Below are 19,963 nucleotides of genomic sequence, written 5' to 3' on the forward strand. Positions count from 1 at the left end.
GAGAGCAAGGAAGGACGCCGCGACCAGGCCGCGGGAAAGAAGGGAACGCAGGAGCATCGAATCAACCTCTCAGCCTGCCAGCGCCTCGGGCACCGGCTACATCTTGATCGGCATCGCCTTGCAATGCTGGGCGATATAGGCCGCGTGATCGGGCATCACGTCCACGCATTTGCCGATCACTTCGCGCACGCCTTCGAGGAACTCAGCGATGCCGGCCTCGTTCTGCACATCGACCAGCGGGTGGTAGCCATCGGTCGCCAGGTTCTGGCCTTCCATCACCTGCAGCCAGCCCACCTCGGTGAACAGTTCGTTGTTGAAGCGGAACAGGCGGCCGCGCGTGCGGTAGAGGTCCATCTTCTCCTTCAGCGTCTGCGGGATCGCCATGTTGGCGCAGCCACGCCAGAACTCCGAATCGCTGCGCTGGTTCAGGTGGTAGTGCAGGATGATGAAGTCGCGGATGCGCTCGTAATGGAAGCGGCTTTGGGCATTGAACTCTTCGGTGTCGCGGGCGCTGAAGCCCTCGTCCGGGAAGAAGTCGATCAGTTGCTGGATCGCAGCCTGGATCATGTGGATGCTGGTGGACTCCAGCGGCTCCATGAAGCCGCTTGAGAGGCCGATGGCCACCACGTTCTTGTTCCAGCTCTTGCTGCGCATGCCGGTCTTGAACTTGATCATGCGCGGCTCGGCCAGGGGCTTGCCGTCGAGATTGGCCAGGAGCGTGGCTGCTGCCTCGTCGTCGCTGATCGCATTGCTGCAATAGACATGGCCGTTGCCGATGCGGTGCTGCAGCGGAATGCGCCATTGCCAGCCGGCCTTGTGCGCCGTGGAGCGGGTGTAGGGCGTCAGCACCGGGGCCGATTCGCATGGCACGGCCAGCGCGCGGTCGCACGGCAGCCAGTGGGTCCAGTCTTCATAGCCTGTCTTGAGCGTCTGCTCGATCAGGAGGCCACGGAAGCCCGAGCAATCGACGAAAAGGTCACCCTCCACACGCTCGCCACTCTCCAGCACCACAGCATCGATGTGGCCATCGGCAGCGCGCTGCGTGGCATGCGAGATCTTGCCTTCGGTGCGCAGGACACCCCGCGCTTCAGACAGCTTGCGCAGGTAGCGCGCATAGAGGCTGGCGTCGAAGTGATAGGCGTAGGCGATCTCGCCCAGCGGCGAATTCGGCAGGTCGGTCTGCGCCGGCAGAAACTTGTTGGCCTTGGAGGCCATGCGCGTGATCGAGTACTCCTCCAGCGGTCGCGCCTTGCCGGCGGCGCGCATCTTGCGCCAGTACTGCTCGAAGGGCACGGTCCAGAGGTCTTGCCCGACACGGCCGAAGCCGTGCATGTAGCGGTCGCCCACTTGCCCCCAGTTGACGAACTCGATGCCCAGCTTGAAGGTGCCCTGCGTCTCACGCAGAAATTCGTTTTCATCAAGGCCGATGGTCTTGTTGAAGCGCTGGATCATCGGGATCGTCGCCTCACCGACGCCAACGATGCCGATCTCGTCCGACTCGACCAGCCGGATCTTGTAGCGGCCGCGCAAGACGGTTGCCATGGCCACGGCCGTCATCCAGCCGGCGGTACCGCCGCCCACGATGACGACGGTCTTGATGGGGGTTTGCATGATCTCTTCCTGCTATTGCCTCGAACAAAAAGAAACCCCCGCGGGCCTGAGCCGGGCGGGGGTCAAGTCGAGGACTCTTTTTACAGCTTGTAGTTGATACCGAACAGATAGGTCTTGCCGTACTTGATCTTCTCGGTCACGGCATTGCGGTCGGTCGTGTAGCGCTGGAACTCGGAGTTCGTCATGTTGTTGCCCTGAGCCATGATGGACAGGCCCTTCAGCCAGCCCGACTGGAACTCGTAGGACAACTGCAGGTCGACGATGGACTCGGCCTTGATGAAGGCGAGCTGACGGTCATCCTGGAAGTTGCTGACTTCGCCCAGGAAGTCCGAGCGATGGCGCTGAGCCACGGCGATCTGGAAGCCGGCCTTCTCGTAGTAGAAGCGCAGGTTGGTGACGTTCTTCGACAAGCCAGGCAGCGGGATGCTGTCCGGGACGCGGTCGCCGTCTTCCAGGCTGAAGCCCGACTTCGGAAGTGCGATCGAACTCGAGGTGTGCGAGTGGTTCAGCATCACGCCGAAGCCATCAAGCCACGAAGAGACGAAGTTCAGCGGCACGTTGACAGCCAGCTCGACTCCGTTGATGTTGCCGCCGGAGCCATTGATCGGGCGAGTCAGCAAGCCCTGCGTGGAACCGGCGTACGGGCCGGTGGTCGGCAGCGGCGTCTTCGAGCTGGTGTAGGGCTTGAAGTCGAACGCGGTCGGGAAACGCAGGATGTAGCTGTCCAGCTTCTTGTAGAAACCGGCGGCGCTGAAGTAGCCCTTGCTGCCGAAATACTTCTCGTACGAGAGGTCCACGGCCTTGGCGCGGAACGGGTTCAGCTGCGGGTTGCCGCCGTCGCCGGTCAGGATCTGCACGCCGCTGTTGTTGACCGAGTAACCCAGGCTGGCCCGCATGTCACCCATATTGGCGCGCGACAGCACCTTAGCGGCAGCGAAGCGCATCACCTGGTCACCGCCCAGGTCGAAGTTCATGTTCAGGCTGGGCAGGAAGTCGGTATAGCTCTTGCCCTGGGCCACGGTGGCGCCCGGGCAGGTAGCAACCGTGTTGCCCGTGCAGTTGGCGCGATCCACATTGAAGCCAGTCGACTCCTGGTTCGTCTTGACCATCTGCAGGCCGACATTGCCGCGGTAGTTCAGGCCGAACAGCTGGCTGTCCAAATCGCCCTTGAAGTAAGCGGTCGTGACCTTTTCGTTGACGCTCCAGTCCTTGTTCAGGATGTCGGTGTCGACCTTCTTCGCCAGGTCATAAATCGTGCCCAGCGAGCCGCGCGGATCCCAGGAGGCGACCTGCAGACCGGTGGTACCGGCGATGGCAACATCCGAACCCGGCACTGCGACGGCGCCATAGGGGTCGGTGCCCTTGATGAAGAGGCGACCTTCCTGGGTCGTGCGGATCTTCTCGCGCTTGGTATGGTTGATACCGAATTCGCCGCTGACGATAGGACCCCAGTTCAGTTCCGTCTTGCCCGACAGGCGCATCGCGTCGATCTTGTCCTGCACATGCGGCAGCGCCACATAACCGGCCTGCGGCGAGGTTTCACCGCCCGACCAGCCGTCCACGTCGGTCAGCTTGGCAACCGCGCGATCGGCATAGCTCAGGCTGGTGGAGTACTTCACGTCGGTGAAGTTGGAGCCGTTGAAGCCCGTCCAACTGATCGAACCCAGGCCGGCTGCATTCTTGTTGCCATTGCCCGGCTGACCGGCTGTGGTTTCGTAACGCGAGGAATCGCGCACGACGCGGGACTGCGAGAGGTCAGCCGCCAGCGTCCAGTCCTGCAGCTTGAGCTTGTTGTTCCAGCCCCAGGACTTCATATTGTCGGCGCCACCTTCGATGTGGTTGCGAACGACGCCCTTGTAGTTGGACAGCGTGCCCGAAGCCACGACGCCATTGGCGATCGTGTAGTTCGTGATCTGGCCGCGCGGATCGTAGTTGCTGTTGTCGTCGTCGCCGATGGCGCCTTCCAGACCAGTCTTCTTCAGGCCGAACTGGCCCTTGGAATAGAAGTAGTCGAACGTCGACTCGAAGTCCTTGTTGGGCTTCCACTGCAGGGTCGCCATGCGGCCTTCGCGAGTGGCCGTGCTCGATTCGGTATCGGCGGTGAAGCCGCCCATCACGTTGACCTTGCCCACGCCGCTGGCGCAACCCGCGGGAGGCGTCGGGCCATCGCAGGCCAGCAGGGGCGAATTGGCACCACCACTCGGGGCGAACGGCAGCGTCCAGCCACCCCAGGAATTGAACTTCTGCTGGTCGGCGCCCTTTTCGTCGAACTTCACCAGGCCCACAGCCACACCGATGGTGCGGTCGGCAAACTGGTCGATGTAGCTGACCGACTTGCGCGTACCCGTGCCTTCGCCAGCGCCCGAAGCCACGCCGGTGCGCTGCTTGCGGTAGTTGACGGCGGCCTGGCGGCCGCTGAAGTTCAGGGGACGGGCGGTTTGCAGGTCGATGGTCGAAGCCAGGCCCTGCCCGACCAGCGAGCCATCCGGGCTCTTGTAGATCAGCACCGAGGCCAGCAGCTCGGACGGATACAGGTCGAACTCGACGCCACGGCTGTCACCGCTGGAGGCTTGTTCACGGCCATTCAGCAGCGCGCCATTGAAGTCGGGCGACATGCCGCGCACGCTGACGTTGGAAGCCTTGCCGGTCGAGCGGTTGCGCTGCGAAGCGACACCCGGCAGACGCGAGACCGATTCAGCAACGCTGGCATCGGGGAGCTTGCCGATGTCTTCAGCGGAGATCGCTTCGATGATGGAGTCCGAGCCCTTCTTGGCCGAGATCGCGTCCTCGATGCCCTTGCGGATACCGGTGACGGTCACCGTCTCCAGGGTTTGCGGAGCCGGCGTTGCAGGCGCGGTTTGCGCGTAAACGCCACTGGCCACCATGAGCACCGCACAGCCGGCAACCACCGGGCTGAGACGGAACTGCTCACGCTTCTGACGGGATGTCTTCATTACTTGTCTCCTGAAGCTTTTTTTGAACAACACAAGCCCCGCAACGATCTGGAGGAGTTCTTGTCGGGGAACTGAGAACCTGATGCCTGAAAGAATTCTGTACTAAAACTAGATTCACTGCCAATACAAAGAAAACCCTAGCGCCGTCGAATCAATCGGTGTTTAGCGAAAAAAAGACATCGAATTCCAGGGTTTACCCTTTGATTTCATTCGACTCAAGCTCGCAACTCGGGTAAACACCGAACTCGATATGTAGCTCAACTACATTTTTTGTTTTCAGGCCTGCTCCAAGGCCAAGGCAGCGCCACTCAGCGCGGCCAGGGTGTCGGTGATCAGCACGGTCGGCACCGCCTCCAGATAGGAGCGGAAACGACCCTTGGCTTCGAAGCGCTCACGGAAGCGCGACTGGAAGAAGCGCTCGCCCAGTCGCGGCACGATGCCGCCGCCGATGTAGACGCCGCCACGAGCACCCAGGGTCAAGGCCACGCTGCCGGCAAAGCCACCCAGCAGCGCGCAGAACACATCGAGCGTTTGCGAGCAGATCGCGTCATTGCCAGCCACGCCGCTCTCGACGATCTGCTCCGCCGCCAGCGGTACCTGCAGGGGGCGCCCCGCCATCCTGGACAGCGCCGCATGCAGGACGGGAAGCCCGATGCCGGACAAGAGGCGCTCCGCCGACACATGGGCGTAGTCGCGCCGCACCACGGACAGCACTTCGCTCTCGAAATCATCGGCCGGCGCCAGCGTGGAGTGCCCACCCTCACCCGGCAATGCGACCCAGCCATGAGCCGTCTGGATCACCCCGGCCACGCCCATGCCAGTGCCCGGGCCGATCACGGCCAGCGTGCCCCTGGGCGTGGGCAGGCCACCCGGCGCGCGCAGCTGATCGGCACGCAGGCGCGGCAGCGACAGCGCCAAGGCCTCGAAATCATTGAGCACCAGCAGGCGCTCCAGGCCCAGTCGATCGCGCACCGCCTCGATGGAGAAGCCCCAGGGGCTGTTGGTGAACTCGACCTGGTCGCCAGCCACAGCCGTGGCCACGGCAACGGCTGCATGCCTGGGATGCAGTGGCCGCGCGTCAGCACCACCCGGCAAACCCTCAAGATAGGCCTCGACCGCCTCAGCCAGACCCGCATGAGCCGCCACCGGCAGGCTGCGGACATGAAGAATCGGGCCACCCGCCTGCTCCACCAGGCCAAAGCGGGCATTGCTGCCGCCGACGTCGGCCACCAGGCACAAATCGTCCCGCTTCACAGGCAAACCTCGACAGGAGGACGCGCTGAGCGCTCGGCATAAGAACACATAGAAAGAGGGGCGCGGATGGATTGGAAGCTCGTAAGGTAGCAAAACTACATAGTCAACACAAGCGGACTACGCCTTATTCTTGGCCGACGCCCGGTGCACGACGGGAGATTCATGTAGCCGAGCTACATATCTCGCGCTATCGTTGCGGCTACAAGCTCGCAGCGGGCCGCATGTGTCCGCAGATCTGGATCGATCCGAACCCAGCCCATGCCCTCTGGCGGTGCACGTTTGCGGCTCATAATCGCGCGCCGCCAGCTCCACAGGTCCGCCCCGCCCCATGTCCTCATTCGACAGCCCCAGACTGATTGCCGACATCGGTGGCACCTATGCCCGCTTCGCGCTGGAAACCGCCCAGGGCGAGTTCAGCCAGATCGCGTCCTTGCGCTGTGCCGAGCATGCGGACTTCCATGCCGCGGTCAGCGCCTACCTTGGTACGCTGCCCGCTGGCACCGAGGTGAGCCACGCAGCCATCGCCATTGCCAACCCGGTCGAAGGCGACTCGGTGCGCATGACCAACTACCACTGGCAGTTCTCGATTGAAGAGATGCGCCAGCGCCTGGGCTTTGACACCCTGGTGGTGGTGAACGACTTCACCGCGCTGGCCATGGCCGTGCCGCGCCTGCGTGGCAACGACCTGCGCCAGATCGGCGGCGGCGAAGCGCGCCGCCAGAGCGTGGTCGGCGTGCTGGGCTCAGGCTCGGGCCTGGGCACTTCAGGCCTGATCCCTTCCGGCGACGGCTGGATCTCGCTGGGTGCCGAAGGCGGCCACACCAGCTTCTCGCCGCGCGACGAGCGCGAGATCGACATCCTGCGTTTCGCCTGGGACCAGTTCGAGCACGTGTCCTTCGAGCGCCTGGTTTCCGGCCCCGGCCTGGAGCTGATCTACCGCGCGCTGGCTCAACGCGCCGGCCTGGCCGCCGCGCCGCTTGCCGCGCCCGACATCACGCAGCGTGCGCTGGATGAAAGCGATGCCGTCTGCGTCGAATCGCTCGACATCTTCTGCGCCCTGCTCGGTACGGCCGCTGCCAACCTGGCGGTCACGCTGGGCGCCTTGGGCGGCATCTATATCGGCGGCGGCATCGTGCCGCGCCTGGGTGCCTACTTCGACAAGTCTCGCTTCCGCGAGCGCTTCGAAGACAAGGGGCGCTTTCGCGACTATGTGTCCGGCATCCCGACCTTCGTGATCACGGCCGAGCAGGCCACCTTCATGGGCGCCTCGGCAATCCTGGAAGCGCAATTGCGCACACTGGAGAACACGCCCGGCTCGGCCATCCTGGGCCAGATCCGGCGCGCCCGCAGCGAGCTTTCGCCGGCCGAATTGCGCGTGGCCGAGCATGTGCTGGCCCATCCGCGCGACGTCCTGAACGATCCTATCGTCGAGATTGCACGCGCTGCCTCGGTCAGCCAGCCCACCGTCATCCGTTTCTGCCGCTCGCTCGGCTGCGAGGGCCTGTCGGACTTCAAGCTGCGCCTGGCCTCGGGCCTTACCGGCACGGTGCCGGTCACGCACACGCAGGTGATGCATGACGACTCGGTGGTGGAGCTGGGTGCCAAGGTGCTGGGCAATACGGCCTCGGCCATCCTGCAGATCCGCAGCGAGCTGAACCGCGAAATGATCGACCGCGCGATCGAACTGCTGCTCAACGCCAACCGCATCGAGTTCTTTGCCGTCGGCCATTACGGCGTGGTGGCGCAGGACGCACAGTTCAAGTTCCTGCGCTTCGGCGTGTCCAGCAGCGCCTACACCGACCCGCGCCTGCAGGCGCTGGCTGCGGGTGTGCTGGGCCCGAAGGATGTGGCCGTCATCATCAGCAGCAGCGGCAAGCTGCCAGAGCTGCTCGAAGTGGCTGACAAGGCCCGCGAGCGCGGCGCAGCCGTGGTCGCCATCACGGCCAGCCAGTCGCCGCTGGCGCGCAAGGCCGATGCCACGCTCATCGTCGACCATGTGGAAGACGTCTCCACCCACCTGCCCATGATCAGCCGCATCCTGCACCTGCTGGTGATCGACATCCTCGCCGTCGGCGTGGCCATGCGGCGCAACCCCGAGGGCGTGCCCGCGCTCGGAGGCAATGCCGATGCCGCGCTGGACGAGGCCGAGCCGAGTCCGGCCGCTGTGCCGGTCGCGCGACGCGCGGCACCCGGCGTCAGCATGGCCTCGCCGCTGTCCAAGCTCACTTCACACAGCCGCTGAGGCGCCAAGGCTAGGATCGCGGCATGCCGCTGCGCCTTGTTTACCTCCTCACTGCAATGCTGCTTGCAGGGCCCGGTGCGGCCCAGGCCGCCATCAGCATCTGCTTCAACCAGGAGCTCAACGACGCCGCCGCGCATCCGGTGGCTGTTGAACTCTTGAAAGCCGTGGCCAAACGCGCACCCGAGCTGGAGCTGCGCCTTGTGCCCTTGCCCTGGGCTCGCTGCCTGCGCGAAGCAGCGCTCGGCGAACATGACGGCGTGCTCGCGGCCAGCCACACGCCCGAGCGGGCCGCCGGGCTCGTCTTCCCCCTGCGCGCAGACGGCCAGGTCGATGAGACGCGCCGCATGTTCGCCCTCGGCTACTGGCTGCTGCGCATGCCGGGCAGCGAGCTGAGCTGGGACGGCCAGCGCTTCCTGGGCCTTGGCAAGGCAGCCCCGCCCCTGGGCGCACAGCGCGGCTATTCGATCGCCGAGTTCGCGAGGCAGCATGGTGCCGTGGTCGACGAGGGTTCACCCACTGCCGAAGCGATGATGAGGAAGCTGGCGCTTGGCCGCCTCTCCGGCGTGCTGGTTTCGCAGGCCCATGCGCATGACCTCAGCCGCGACCCGCAATGGGCGGGCAAGCTGGAGAACGCCGGCCCTGCCCTGCTGCGCAAGTCCTACTTCCTTGTGTATTCGAAGCGCTTTTCCAAGAGCCATCCTGCGCAGGCCGAGCAGCTCTGGGCCCTGCTGGCGCAGGAGCGCGAAAGCGCCGCTTTCAAGCGCCTCTACAGGAGCCAGCTGGGAGACGCTCTGCCCTGATGCGCGTCAGCGCACGCGGTTGCGGCCATCCTGCTTGGCGCGGTAGAGCGCCGCATCGGCAGCCGCCAGCAGCGACTCGACGGTCACTCCGTCCGAGGGCAGGCAACTGGCCACGCCCAGGCTCAGGGTCACCACCGGACCGACCGGCGAGGCCGGATGCGGGATGGCCAGCGCCTCGCAGGCAGCGCGCATGGACTCGGCCACGGCCGCAGCCGCCGCATGGTCGGCGCCCGGAATCAGGATGACGAATTCCTCGCCACCATAGCGCGCGGCCAGGTCGCCGGCTCGGCCCAGGGCATCCGCAAACACACCGGCCACCGCCTTCAGGCAACGGTCGCCCTCCGGATGACCCAGCACATCGTTGTAGGCCTTGAAGCTGTCGATGTCGGCGATCAGCAGTGCCAGCGGCGCATGCGTGCGGCGGCTGCGGCGCCATTCCTCATGCAGCGCTTCGTCGAAACGGCGGCGGTTGGCCAGGCCGGTCAAGGCGTCGACATAGGACAGTCGCGAGAGATGCTCATTGGCCTGGCGCAATTCTTCGGTGCGCAATGCCACGAGCTGCTCCATCGCTTCCTGACGTGCCCGCAGGCTGCGAGTACGCAAGCGGAACAAGGCCCAGATGCTCATGCCACAAGCCAGCAGCACAGCGACGATGAACCACAGCGTCTGGTGCATGCGGGGCTGCACCCTGACATCCAGCGGCGGCTCGGCCTCGCTCCAGTGAACGCCATCGATCGTCGCGGCCACACGGAACCGGTAGTCGCCATGAGGCAGTGCCGGAAAGGCCGCTTCGCGCAGGCTGCCTACCTCCACCCAGTTCTGGCTGAGGCCTTCCATCAGGTAGCGAAAGCGCGCCCGGTCGGCGTAGAGCAAGGTCGTGGCCGTGAAGCGTATCGCCAGCGGCACCGCGCCCGGCGGTACCAGCACCTCGGCATCCGTGGCCTGCTTGGCGCCGTTCACCAGCACACTCTCCACGCGCACGCCCGGTGGCTTGCCAGCCCCGGGCAGGCGCTGCGGGTCGACAATGACCAGACCGTTCGCTGAAGGCAACCAGAGACGCCCATCGGCAGAAACCGCGCCTGCTCCCTGCAGACCACCAGCAAAGGTGGTGCCGCGCAGTGCGTCGCCCGGGCCATAACCCACCGACACCACCTTGGATTGCAAGCCGTCGGCCACCGCATCCATTTCGGCCCGGGCGACGCGGTAGAAGCCGCGGTTGCAGCTCATCCACAGATTGCCCTGTCGATCTTCCAGAATTGTCTGCGCCAACCCATCCCACAAGCCATCGCTGGTGCGGATGCTGGCCAGCCTGCCCTCGCGCAGCCGGTTCATGCCTTCGCCGTTGGTGGCTATCCAGAGGCTGCCCGAGGCGTCTTCATGCAGGGCCATGATCCAGTTCGACAACAGGCCGTCGGCCTTCGTCAGCAGGGTGAACCGGCCGTCGCGCAGGCGCAGCAAGCCCTGGCCTGATGTGCCGAACCACAGCGTGCCGCTGCGGTCCTCCAGCATCGTCAGCACGCCTTCTTGCGGCACGCCCTTGTCTGTGACGGGCTCGAAGCGCTCGCCGTTGAAGCGCGCCATGCCGGCGCGCGTGCCCACCCACAGCCGGCCCTGACGGTCCTGCAGGAGCGAGCGGATCTCGGCATTGGGCAGGCCCTGCCCGAGGCCGAAATTCTCGAAGCGACCGTCCTTGAGACGAACGACGCCGGCGGTGTAGGTGCCAATCCACAGCGACCCGTCCTTGTCCTCGGCCAGGGCAGAAATCTCGTCGGTGGGCAGGCCGTCCTTCTTGGCAAGCGCGGTGATCTGATCGCCTTCTATGCGATTGAGCCCGCCGCCCGCGGTCGAGACCCAGCTGACGCCATCGCGACCGTGCAGCACCGCGCGGACGTTGTCGTGTGACAAGCCTTCGGAGGCGCCGAACACGACGAAAGCCCGGTTGCGCAAGCGGTTCAGGCCGCCCACCCAGGTGCCCACCCAGACGCTGCCTTCGCGGTCCAGCGCCAACGACCAGACCTGACTGCCCGCCAGGCCCTCGGCAGCACCCACCGAGCTGAAACGGCCATCGGCACTCATGCGCGTGATGCCGGCACCCCAGGTGCCGATCCAGAGCGAGCCCTGGGCGTCTCGGGCCAGCGCCGTGAGATGGTCCGTGGGCAGGCCATCGGCCATGGTGTAGGTCCGGCTGACCTTGCCGTGCTTCAGGTGGACAAGACCTGCCCCCGCCGTGGCGACCCAGACGCCGCCTTGCGGGTCGGGGACCACCGCGCGCACCTGCAGGTGCGGGAACAGGCCGTTCTCCGGCGTCATCACCTGGAACTTGCCCGCGGCGAACGAAACCAGGCCGCCGCCGCTGGTGGCGATCCACAGCACGCCTGCCTGGTCGAAGGCCAGCGCCCGCAGCTTGTTGGTGGGCAGGCCGTCCGCCTGTTGATAGCGCTTGGACTGACCTTCATGCCAACGCAGGAGGCCGTTCTCGCTTGCCATCCAGATGGCACCGTCCCGGCCCTCGGCAAAGCCCCAGACCCGTCGCCCCTCCGTCAGCGCGGCTGGCACCGCGCTTTCGAACTTGCCGCTGCGATAGAGGGAAACGCCCTGGCTGTGGCCGATCCAGAGCTGCTGGTGGCTGTCTTCCAGCAGGCCAAACACCGGCTCCGAGGCCAGATGCGGTGCCTGCTCGCTCGTGAATCCGGTGAAGCGCGCGCCGTCAAAGCGCGCCAGGCCACCGGCCGTGCCGACCCAAAGATAGCCATCCCGGGTCTGCAGGAGCGCCTGCACCGTGTTCAAGGGCAGGCCCTGCTCGGTCTGCCAGAGGTCCAGCTTGTACTGGGTCAGCGATTGCGTGGGGTCGGCCAGGCGCCGGGCCAGGCTCGTGGCAGGCGCAGGCTCAGCCGGGGCGGCCAGCGCGAATCCCAGGGAGAACAGGCTGAGCAGGCCAGCCAGGAGCGCGCGAATCTGCTTCGCTGCGAATGAAAACAAGAGTTGCCTCGACAGTTGAATCGCTGCAAGGGTACACGAGGCCGGTACCCGAGGTGGGCAGGCCGACTCAGCCAGACGTGGACTGGATCACGCCCCCTTCAGTCGAGCTGCCAGATCCGCAGGGCCCTCACCGACTGGCGCGACCAGGTGCTGCGCAGGCCGAAATAGCCTGAGCGCAAAGGCGCGGGATCGTCAAACGCAAAGAACTCGACACCATCGACGCTGAATGTCGTGCGGCCGTCCTTCACCAGCACCTGGAGCAGGTATTCGCGATTGGGCTGCAGCAGTTGCGGCGCATCGCTGTACTCCTGCAGCAGCTTGCGCTCGCCGCCGCCGTATCTGCGAAAGCGCGTGCTGGTGTTGTGGTTGCCGCCCATGCCCACGTAGTAGAGGCTCAGGTCGTCATAGGCCTCGAAAACGCCGTTGCGGGTAAAGAGGTGCGGCCTGTGCGGGTCGCTGGCCATCCAGAACAGATTCAGATCGCTGAGCCGGTCGTTGACGCCGCCCGCCACCAGCACCTCGCGCCGGAACTCGATCAGCAGATTGCCTTGCAGCCGCCGGTTGAGCCAGACCGTCACGCCGCCGCGGGTATCGAGCATCAGGCGGCCATCCTTCACAGTCACACTGGAATTGGGCCCGGGCGCGATCTCGGTGACCCAGACCGCCGGGTCGAGTGGGGCGTTGAAATCGTCCGCAAAGATCAGACGGCCACGGGAAAGTGCTGCGGTATCGGCAGCACCGGCGGCAGCAGCAAGCAGCAGCAACAAGGCAAGGGAAATGAGGCGTTTCATCGACAGCATCCAGATTCGACCCAGCCTACACGAGCGCCAGGGCCGCTTTGAATCAGAATGCTGAGCAATCATGAGCCAGCCGACCCTGCCCCGTCCGCTCCAGCATCTGCTGGCCCTTTCACTCGCCACCAGCCTGGCGTCGCTGGCGCAGGCCGAGCCCATCAAGGTGCCAGGTCTTGCCGCGCCGGCGCAGATCCAGATCGACCGCTGGGGCGTGCCGCACCTGTATGCGGCGAGCGCGGACGACCTCTTCTTCGTCCAGGGCTTCAACGCCGCACGGGACCGGCTTTTCCAGATCGACCTCTGGCGGCGCCGCGGCCTGGGCAAGCTCGCGTCGATCTTCGGCCCCAACTTCATCGAGCAGGACCGGGCCGCAAGGCTCTTCCTCTATCGCGGCGACATGGCCCGCGAATGGCGCAGCTATGGCTCGGATGCGCAGCGCATTGCCACGCGCTTTGCGGCCGGCATCAATGCGTATATCGAGCTGGCTGGCAAGGACCCGTCACTGCTGCCTTTCGAATTCCGCCACTTCGGCTATGCACCGGAGAAGTGGCAGCCGGAGGACGTGGTGCGCATCCGTAGCCATGGCCTGACGCGCAACCTGAGCTCCGAGTTCTCGCGTGCCACCATGGCCTGCTACAGCGACCTGAAGCACGACCCGGTGCGCGCCCATTTGTCGCCCCCCTGGGAAACGAAGCTGCCCGAAGGTCTCGACCCCTGCCTGCCGGTCGAGCTGATACGCACCTACAACCTCGCCACGCAGGGCGTGCTGATCAGCGGGCGCGATGACCGGCGCAGTGCGCTTGAAGTGGACGACACCCAGCTGGCCGGCGATGAACGCGCCCGCCCGGCCGAAGGCAGCAATGCCTGGGCGATTGCACCCAGCCGATCGAGCACGGGCCGACCGATCCTGGCCAGCGACCCGCACCGGGCCCATGCCGCGCCTTCGCTGCGCTACATCGTCCATCTGAACGCGCCGGGGCTGAACGTGATCGGTGGCGGCGAACCTGCGCTGCCGGGCATCTCCATCGGCCACAACGGCAGCATCGCCTTTGGCCTGACCATCTTCGGCACCGACCAGGAAGACCTCTACGTCTACGAGACCAACCCTGCCAAGCCGAACGAATACCGCTACCGCGGCGCCTGGGAGCCCTTGAAGCGCATCACCGAGACGATCCAGGTGCGCGGTGGCGCGCCGGTGAACGTCGAATTGCTGTTCACCCGCCACGGGCCGCTGCTCTATGCAGACAAGGCCAAGCACCGCGCCTATGCCTTGCGCTCGGCCTGGTCGGAGCCCGGCATGGCGCCCTACTTTGGCAGCATCGACTACATGAAGGCCGGCAATTTCGAGGATTTCAAACGCGCCATGGCCAAGTGGGGCGCACCGAGCGAGAACCAGATCTATGCCGACGCCGGCGGCAACATCGGCTGGGTGGCCGGCGGGCTGGCGCCGATCCGCCCGAACTGGGACGGGCTACTGCCCGTGCCTGGCGACGGCCGCTATGAATGGAAGGGTTTCTGGGCTGGCCGGGAGATGCCTTCGCGCTACAACCCCGAGGCCGGCTGGCTGGCTTCGGCCAATGAGCAGAACCTGCCCGCAGGCTACCCGTACAAGGAGCGCAAGCTCGGCTTCGAATGGGCAGCAACGCCGCGCTCGCAACGCCTGGCCGAGGTTCTGAAGTCGCAGCCCAAGATGGGCGTCGAAGAGACGCTGCGGCTGCAGACCGATCTCTTGTCCATTGCGGCCCGCCGCTTGCAGGCCGTGGTGAAGAACGCCAGCCTGCAGAACGCGCAGGCCAAGGAAGCAGCGCGCCTGCTGCTCGATTGGGACGCGGTGGAGAACGGCAGTTCTGCGGCGGCGGCGCTGTATGAGCTCTGGTTCACGCGCCACCTCGGTCCAGCCCTGAAAGACGCGCTGCTGCCCGCTTCAGCCGCTCAATTGCTGCGCACGGCTGATGCCGAGCTGCTGTTCGAAACCATGGAGCAACCCGAACCGGCCTTGGGTGCCACAGGCAAGGCCCGGCGCGACGAGATCATCGACAAGAGCCTCGCTGCGGCCTGGGCTGAAATGCAGCGCCTGGGCGGCACAGACAGCGCAAGCTGGCGCTGGGACAAGTTGCACCAGATCCTGTTCGCCCATCCACTGGCCAATGCCACCGATGGCGCCAACAAGCAGCGGCTGAACGTCGGCCCCTTCCCGAAGCACGGCGGCGGCCACACGGTCAATGTCTCGAGCTATGACCCGGCCAATTTCCGTCAGATCGGTGGCGCCTCGTTCCGCGTCGTCATCGACGTGGGCGACTGGGACAACTCGCGGGCGATGAACACGCCGGGACAGTCGGGCGACCCGGCCAGCCCGCACTACCGCGACCTGGCCCCGTTGTGGCTCAAGGGCGAGTACTTCCCGCTGCTTTACACCAAGGCAAAGGTCGATGCAGCAACCGAACGCCGCATCGACCTCGTGCCCCTCAAGTAGCGATGGCGCTCAGGCCGCGCTGGCGGCTGACGGTGTCGAGCCACTGCCGATGCGCAGCGGCGGCACCTGGCGGTAGGTGAAGCCGCGCCACAGCCATTCCATAGGGCCGTAACGGAACTTGCTCAGCCACCAGTGGCTGAACACGATCTGGCCGGCATAGACGGCCACGACAAACAGCACCTGCACGCTGCGCGACATGCCCCAGTGCCCCAGGCCATAGCCATAGAAGTACAGGGTACAGATCAGGGACTGGAGCAGGTAGTTGGTCAGCGCCATGCGACCCGGCGCAGCCAGCCACTTCACGGTGCCGCCAAAGGTCTTGCTGTGCAGCATCAGCACCACCATGCCCACATAGCCCAGGCAGGCAGGCAGATTGCCCAGCATGCGCAATCCATGCGCAATGCCCCAGCCGTCGTACTGGTTGCCCGGCGTGTGCGACATCGCGATGAAACAGGTCGACAGGCCCAGGCCGATGCCCACGGGCAGGCCCCACAGGGCCATCTTGCGGAACAGCGGCAAGTGGCGTTCGGTGTTCTCCATCACGCCGGAGCGCACGAACCAGCTGCCCAGCAGGAACATGCCCACCAGCAGGATGGCGAAGCCTGCATCACCGGCTGCCTTCTCAGGAAACAGGCCGGCGCGGCGCTCGACGATGTCGGCATAGCTGCCGCTGCTGAACAGCTTGGTTTCGCTGACGCGCTTCTCGGCGCCTTCCTTCAGTCGTTTCTCTTTCTCGGCCTTGGCCTCGGCCGCCTTTTCCGCCTTGGTCTTGGGCTTGGCAGGGGCTGAAGCAGCCTTGGCCATCGAGGCAGCGGCCTGGACCGGCGATGCTGCCGGGGTGGCCAGCGCCACGGCCGAGGCGGGTTCCGCGGCCGTCACGGCGGGCTTGAGCTCGCTGCCCGGAGGCGCCACGGTCGGGTCGGGCGAGAAATGCTGGACCAGCGGACCCAGGGTCATGGCGAGACCGGCAAACACGTAGATGGCCACCGCCATGCGCAGGCTGCGCTTTTCGGCCGGCTCGTAATACTTCCAGGACATCCAGCCCGTGAAGAACAGCAACGGGCCAAAGACCGACATCGGCAGGCGGGGCTCAGTCGGCCCGTCGGGCAGCAACCAGAACACGACGGCGCCGATCGAAATCAGTGAGCCGATCAGGAGGAGCAGGAAGCTGAACAGCGGAATCCCGAAGACCTTCTTGGGCGAGCGCAGATAAATCGCCAACAGGCCGATCAGCAGCAGGCCGGTCATCACGGCGAACATCGCGTTGGCGAGAAAGCCCAGTGCGCAGGCCAGCAGCGCGCCGATCAGGATGGGCCACGTACGGCCGTAGAGCACGATCATCAGGCCCAGGGCGCCGACGGCATAGCTGAAGAGGATGTCGCCTTCCCAGAGGAAGATGTAGTGCAAGGCACCGAACACGCCGAGCGCCAGGATGCGCCGCAGATAGACCTTCTTGAACTCGCGGCCGGCCTTCTCGGCGCGCACCAGCATCACCGCGAAGCCCATGCCGAACAGCAGGGAGAAGATGGTCCAGAACTTGCCAGCCACAAAGTAGTTGACGAACCAGTTGGCCAGCCAGTCAAGGCCGGTGGCATCCCGCGGAATGCCGTCATTGAAGGCTGCGAACGGCCGGTTGAACCATTCGATATTCATCAGAAAGATGCCTATCAGCGCAAAGCCACGGACCACATCCAGGGCCTCGATACGCTGGTTCTCGGCCAGCGGCGCGAACGGCGCCGGACTGGGGGGGCTTGCTGGCGCTTGATTTGTGCGCGCATCATCCATGGCAAAAGCTCCTGTGTTGGCTACTGCACGGTGCAGGTGGCCGGGTTGGCCACCGTCAGGTTTTGGCGAAAGGCGCATCCTCGCAGGCTGGGGCGGCCAGCGACATCCCTCATGCGATAAAGCGACAAAACCAGCGGATCAGCTGCGCAGCAGCTGATCCATCTGCTGCAAGGCGGCCTCGCCCAAGCGACCAGCCTCGCGTGCCAGCGCCAATTGGCGCAGCGAAAACTCACGATACATCTGGCCATGGGCGCCGCCCAGCGCGTCCAGCGCCTCCAAGTGGGCGGCGACCACGCCCACATCACCGCGCGAGATCGGGCCGGCCTGGGCGCCAGCCAGGCCACGGCGCTCGGCGGCCTCCAGCGTCGCGCGAGCCAGAGGCAGGAGCGCCTGCAGCGTCTGTTCAGGCGTGAAGCCCAGGGCCTCGCCCCAGATCTGGCGCGCCTCGTCCAGCATCGACAGGAGAAAGCTGGCCGAGTAGCTGGCAGCGCCGTGGTAGGCGGCACGCTGGCCGGCCTTGAGTTCGAGCGGCTTGAGGCCCAGGCGTCGCGCAAATTCTTGAAGCCGGGCCAGCAAGGCTGGAGCCTCGGCCTCGATGCCGACACTGCAACCGGCCAGGCGCTGCAAGGCCAGCTCGGGGTCGGAGAAGATCTGCAAGGGGTGGAAGCCACCGACAGCGGCGCCGGCGGCGCGGGCTGAAGCCAGCGCAGTCAATTCCGTCGCGCCGCTGCAATGAACCACGGACTGGCCTTGGCGCCAGGGCAAGGCCGCGCATTGCGGCGCAATCGCGTCGTCGGGCACGCAGAGAAAAACCAGGTCGGCTGCTCGCACGGCCTGCTCTGCACCCAAGGCCTCGCAAGCCTTCAAGCGCGCAGCCAGGGCTTGCGCGACCTCGGCCCGGCGATTGGCCACCGCCGCAACGGCAAGCCCGGATGCATCGAAGGCCCGCGCCAGCGTTGAGCCCAGGCGACCGCAGCCGATGATGGCGATGCGGCCGGTGTCCATCAGCGCGAAGCTCAGAAGGCCGCGATGCCGGTCTGTGCGCGGCCGAGGATCAGCGCATGGATGTCATGCGTGCCCTCGTAGGTATTGACCACTTCCAGGTTCACCAGGTGGCGGGCAATGCCGAATTCATCGGAGATGCCGTTGCCGCCCAGCATGTCGCGCGCGGTGCGGGCAATCTCCAGGCTCTTGCCGCAGCTGTTGCGCTTCATGATGGAGGTGATCTCGACCGCAGCCGTGCCCTCGTCCTTCATGCGCCCGAGGCGCAGGCAGCCCTGCAGGCCCAGTGTGATCTCGGTCTGCATGTCGGCCAACTTCTTCTGCACCAGCTGGTTGGCAGCCAGGGGCTTGCCGAACTGCTTGCGATCCAGCACGTACTGGCGAGCGGTGTGCCAGCAGTCTTCCGCCGCCCCGAGCGCACCCCAGGCGATGCCATAGCGCGCGCTGTTCAGGCAGGTGAACGGGCCCTTCAGCCCGCGCACCTCCGGGAAGGCGTTCTCTTCCGGGCAAAAGACCTCGTCCATGACGATCTCGCCCGTGATCGAGGCGCGCAGGCCGACCTTGCCGTGAATGGCCGGCGCGGTCAGGCCCTTCCAGCCCTTCTCCAGCACGAAGCCGCGGATGGCGCCTTCGTCGTCCTTGGCCCAGACCACGAACACATCGGCCACCGGGCTGTTGGTGATCCACATCTTGGCGCCGGAGAGGCTGTAGCCGCCCGTCACCTTCCTGGCGCGCGTGACCATGGAGCCGGGGTCGGAACCATGGTTGGGTTCGGTCAGACCGAAGCAGCCGATCCATTCGCCGGTGGCCAGCTTGGGCAGGTATTTCTGCCTGGTGGCCTCGTTGCCGAACTCGAAGATCGGCACCATGACCAGCGAGCTCTGCACACTCATCATCGAGCGGTAGCCCGAATCCACGCGCTCGACTTCGCGGGCCACCAGGCCATAGCTCACATAGTTGAGACCGGGGCCGCCGTACTCGGCCGGGATGGTGGGGCCGAGCAGGCCCAGCGCGCCCATCTCGCGGAAGATTTCCAGGTCGGTGCGCTCATGGCGGAAGGCCTCCAGCACGCGCGGCGCCAGGCGTTCCTGGCAATAGGCGGCAGCGGCGTCGCGCACCATGCGCTCGTCGTCGCTCAGTTGCTCATTCAGGAGCAGCGGGTCGTCCCAGTGAAAGGATGCTTTGTTGGCCATGTCGGTCTCGAGTGGATAGGGTGTATCGGCTTGATTATTGCGGCAAGACAGCGGTGACCTCGATCTCGACCTTGGCCCGGTCTTCGATCAGGCCCGCCACCTGCACAGCCGTCATCGCAATGCCGTATTCGCGGCCCAGCACCTCGCGGTACACGGTGCCGATCTCGCGGCCACGCGCCAGGTACTCGCGCTTGTCGAGCAGGTACCAGGTCATGCGCACGATGTGTTCCGGATTGGCGCCGGCCTCGGCCAGCAGCGCCTTGATGTTCCACAAGGCTTGGCGAACTTGCGCCACGAAATCGTCGCTCTCGAACTGGCATTGGCTGTTCCAGCCGATCTGGCCGGCCACGAAGATCTGGCGCCCGGTGGCCGCCACGCCGTTGGCATAGCCACGCGGCTCGGCCCAATCGGCGGGTTGAAGAATCTGTTTGCTGATGGTGCTCATGATGGGTTCACTCCTTGCGCCTCTTGGGCTGTCGTCAGCGCGGCGCGCAGGTCGGCGGGAAATTCCTGGGGACGGTGCGTCTGCAGCGAGGTGCAAACCAGCACCTGGTCGAAGGCGACGCGCAGACCGTCGCTGCCTTCGAATTCGACATGCAGCGTCAGCGAGGTGCGCCCAAGCCTCGTAATGGCGACTCGCTGCACAAGCTCATCGCCCATGCGGCTGATTCGCTTGAAATCGGTGTTCAGACTTGCCGTAGGCAAGCCCACGCGGCGCGGGCCCAGCAGCTCGGCGTAGGAAATGCCCAGGCCCTCGCTGATCCAGTCTTCGACCAGCGCATTGAGCATCTCGAAATAGCGCGGATAGAAAACGATGCCGGCCGGATCGCAATGGCCGAAACGCACCCGCTCGCGTCGCTCGTAGATGGCATTCAT

13 protein-coding genes are annotated in these 19,963 nt (G+C 65.5%); 3 read left to right on the forward strand and 10 right to left on the reverse strand.

Translation table 11 applies throughout. From position 1 onward, the window contains the following. Positions 1-96: 96 nt before the first annotated feature. From V3596_RS08390 to glk, 3 genes are all read right to left on the reverse strand, one after another. Positions 97-1,611 carry a tryptophan halogenase family protein gene (locus V3596_RS08390; RefSeq protein WP_334277227.1) on the reverse strand — a complete coding sequence of 505 codons (1,515 nt, stop codon included), beginning with the start codon at positions 1,609-1,611 and terminating at the stop codon, positions 97-99. 80 nt (positions 1,612-1,691) lie between these two features. Next, the gene (locus V3596_RS08395; protein ID WP_334277228.1) at positions 1,692-4,565 is read right to left on the reverse strand and encodes a TonB-dependent receptor; all 2,874 of its coding nucleotides are present in this window, start codon (positions 4,563-4,565) and stop codon (positions 1,692-1,694) included. A gap of 276 nt (positions 4,566-4,841) precedes the next feature. After that, positions 4,842-5,819: a glucokinase gene (glk, locus tag V3596_RS08400; RefSeq protein ID WP_334277229.1), complete on the reverse strand. Its 978-nt coding sequence runs from the start codon at positions 5,817-5,819 to the stop codon at positions 4,842-4,844. A gap of 328 nt (positions 5,820-6,147) precedes the next feature. Between glk and V3596_RS08405 the strand changes: the two genes are divergently transcribed. Then, a complete protein-coding gene (locus V3596_RS08405; protein WP_334277231.1) occupies positions 6,148-8,061 on the forward strand; it encodes a glucokinase in 1,914 nt (637 codons plus the stop codon). Positions 8,062-8,084: 23 nt separating this feature from the next. Further along, entirely contained in the window at positions 8,085-8,861 is a 777-nt protein-coding gene (locus tag V3596_RS08410; RefSeq protein WP_334277232.1) for a substrate-binding periplasmic protein, read from the forward strand. A 6-nt stretch (positions 8,862-8,867) separates the two neighbouring features. Here V3596_RS08410 and V3596_RS08415 read toward each other — a convergent pair whose 3' ends face one another. Further along, the gene (locus V3596_RS08415) at positions 8,868-11,840 is read right to left on the reverse strand and encodes a two-component regulator propeller domain-containing protein (protein WP_334277233.1); all 2,973 of its coding nucleotides are present in this window, start codon (positions 11,838-11,840) and stop codon (positions 8,868-8,870) included. Positions 11,841-11,938: 98 nt separating this feature from the next. After that, complete coding sequence (locus V3596_RS08420; protein ID WP_334277235.1) at positions 11,939-12,631, reverse strand: DUF6250 domain-containing protein; 693 nt, start codon at positions 12,629-12,631, stop codon at positions 11,939-11,941. A gap of 70 nt (positions 12,632-12,701) precedes the next feature. Here V3596_RS08420 and V3596_RS08425 point away from each other — a divergent pair, with 70 nt between their 5' ends. After that, positions 12,702-15,107 carry a penicillin acylase family protein gene (locus tag V3596_RS08425; RefSeq protein ID WP_334277236.1) on the forward strand — a complete coding sequence of 802 codons (2,406 nt, stop codon included), beginning with the start codon at positions 12,702-12,704 and terminating at the stop codon, positions 15,105-15,107. A 9-nt stretch (positions 15,108-15,116) separates the two neighbouring features. On the opposite strand, the gene V3596_RS08430 is transcribed toward V3596_RS08425, so the two are convergent. The 5 genes from V3596_RS08430 to V3596_RS08450 form a co-directional block, all read right to left on the reverse strand. Continuing rightward, positions 15,117-16,892: a DUF418 domain-containing protein gene (locus V3596_RS08430; protein WP_334277237.1), complete on the reverse strand. Its 1,776-nt coding sequence runs from the start codon at positions 16,890-16,892 to the stop codon at positions 15,117-15,119. A 138-nt stretch (positions 16,893-17,030) separates the two neighbouring features. Next, positions 17,031-17,897, reverse strand: coding sequence for a Rossmann-like and DUF2520 domain-containing protein (locus V3596_RS08435; protein ID WP_334277238.1), 867 nt, complete (start codon positions 17,895-17,897; stop codon positions 17,031-17,033). A gap of 11 nt (positions 17,898-17,908) precedes the next feature. Further along, positions 17,909-19,087, reverse strand: a complete 1,179-nt coding sequence (locus V3596_RS08440) for an acyl-CoA dehydrogenase (protein WP_334277239.1) — start codon at positions 19,085-19,087, stop codon at positions 17,909-17,911. Between the two features lie 34 nt (positions 19,088-19,121). Beyond that, positions 19,122-19,532, reverse strand: a complete 411-nt coding sequence (locus V3596_RS08445) for a RidA family protein (protein WP_334277240.1) — start codon at positions 19,530-19,532, stop codon at positions 19,122-19,124. Further along, the gene (locus V3596_RS08450; protein WP_334277241.1) at positions 19,529-19,963 is read right to left on the reverse strand and encodes an acyl-CoA thioesterase; all 435 of its coding nucleotides are present in this window, start codon (positions 19,961-19,963) and stop codon (positions 19,529-19,531) included. The genes V3596_RS08445 and V3596_RS08450 overlap by 4 nt, the downstream gene beginning before the upstream one ends.

The sequence above is a fragment of the Roseateles microcysteis genome (assembly GCF_036880965.1).
Taxonomy (GTDB): Bacteria; Pseudomonadota; Gammaproteobacteria; order Burkholderiales; family Burkholderiaceae_C; genus JAUASW01.